Source organism: Nocardia sp. NPDC059236 (genome assembly GCF_042754085.1).
Lineage (GTDB): Bacteria > Actinomycetota > Actinomycetes > Mycobacteriales > Mycobacteriaceae > Nocardia.
The window spans coordinates 1-501 of sequence record NZ_JBHZAF010000076.1; the positions used below are offsets into that span (position 1 = coordinate 1).

1 protein-coding gene is annotated in these 501 nt (G+C 70.1%); it reads left to right on the top strand.

Translation table 11 applies throughout. From position 1 onward, the window contains the following. Nucleotides 1-501 (top strand): DnaJ C-terminal domain-containing protein (locus ACFXIV_RS47940; RefSeq protein ID WP_379421542.1); only part of this gene is annotated, 501 nt, incomplete at its 5' end.

Below are 501 nucleotides of genomic sequence, written 5' to 3' on the forward strand. Positions count from 1 at the left end.
GTCTGCAAGGGCTCCGGACGGGCGACCAGTTCGCGCACGATGCAGGTCCGCATCCCCGCGGGCGTCACCGACGGGCAGCGCATCCGGCTGCGCGGCAAGGGCGCCCCGGGCGAGCGGGGCGGACCCAACGGTGATCTGTACGTGGTCGTGCACGTCGACAAGCACCCGGTCTTCGGGCGCAAGGGCGACAATCTCACGGTCACCGTGCCGGTCACCTTCCCCGAGGCCGCACTCGGTGGTGAAGTGAAGGTCCCCACGCTCGGCGGTCCACCCGTCACCCTCAAGGTCCCGGCGGGTACGCCGTCCGGACGCACCATGCGGGCCCGGGGCAAGGGGGCTGTCCGCAAGGACGGAACCCGCGGCGACCTACTGGTGACAGTGGAGGTCGCGGTGCCCAAGAATTTGGACGACAAGGCGAAGGACTCCCTGGAGTCCTACCGGGACGCGACGGCGGGTGAGGATCCGCGGGCCGCGTTGTTCAAGGCAGCGAAGGGAGACTGA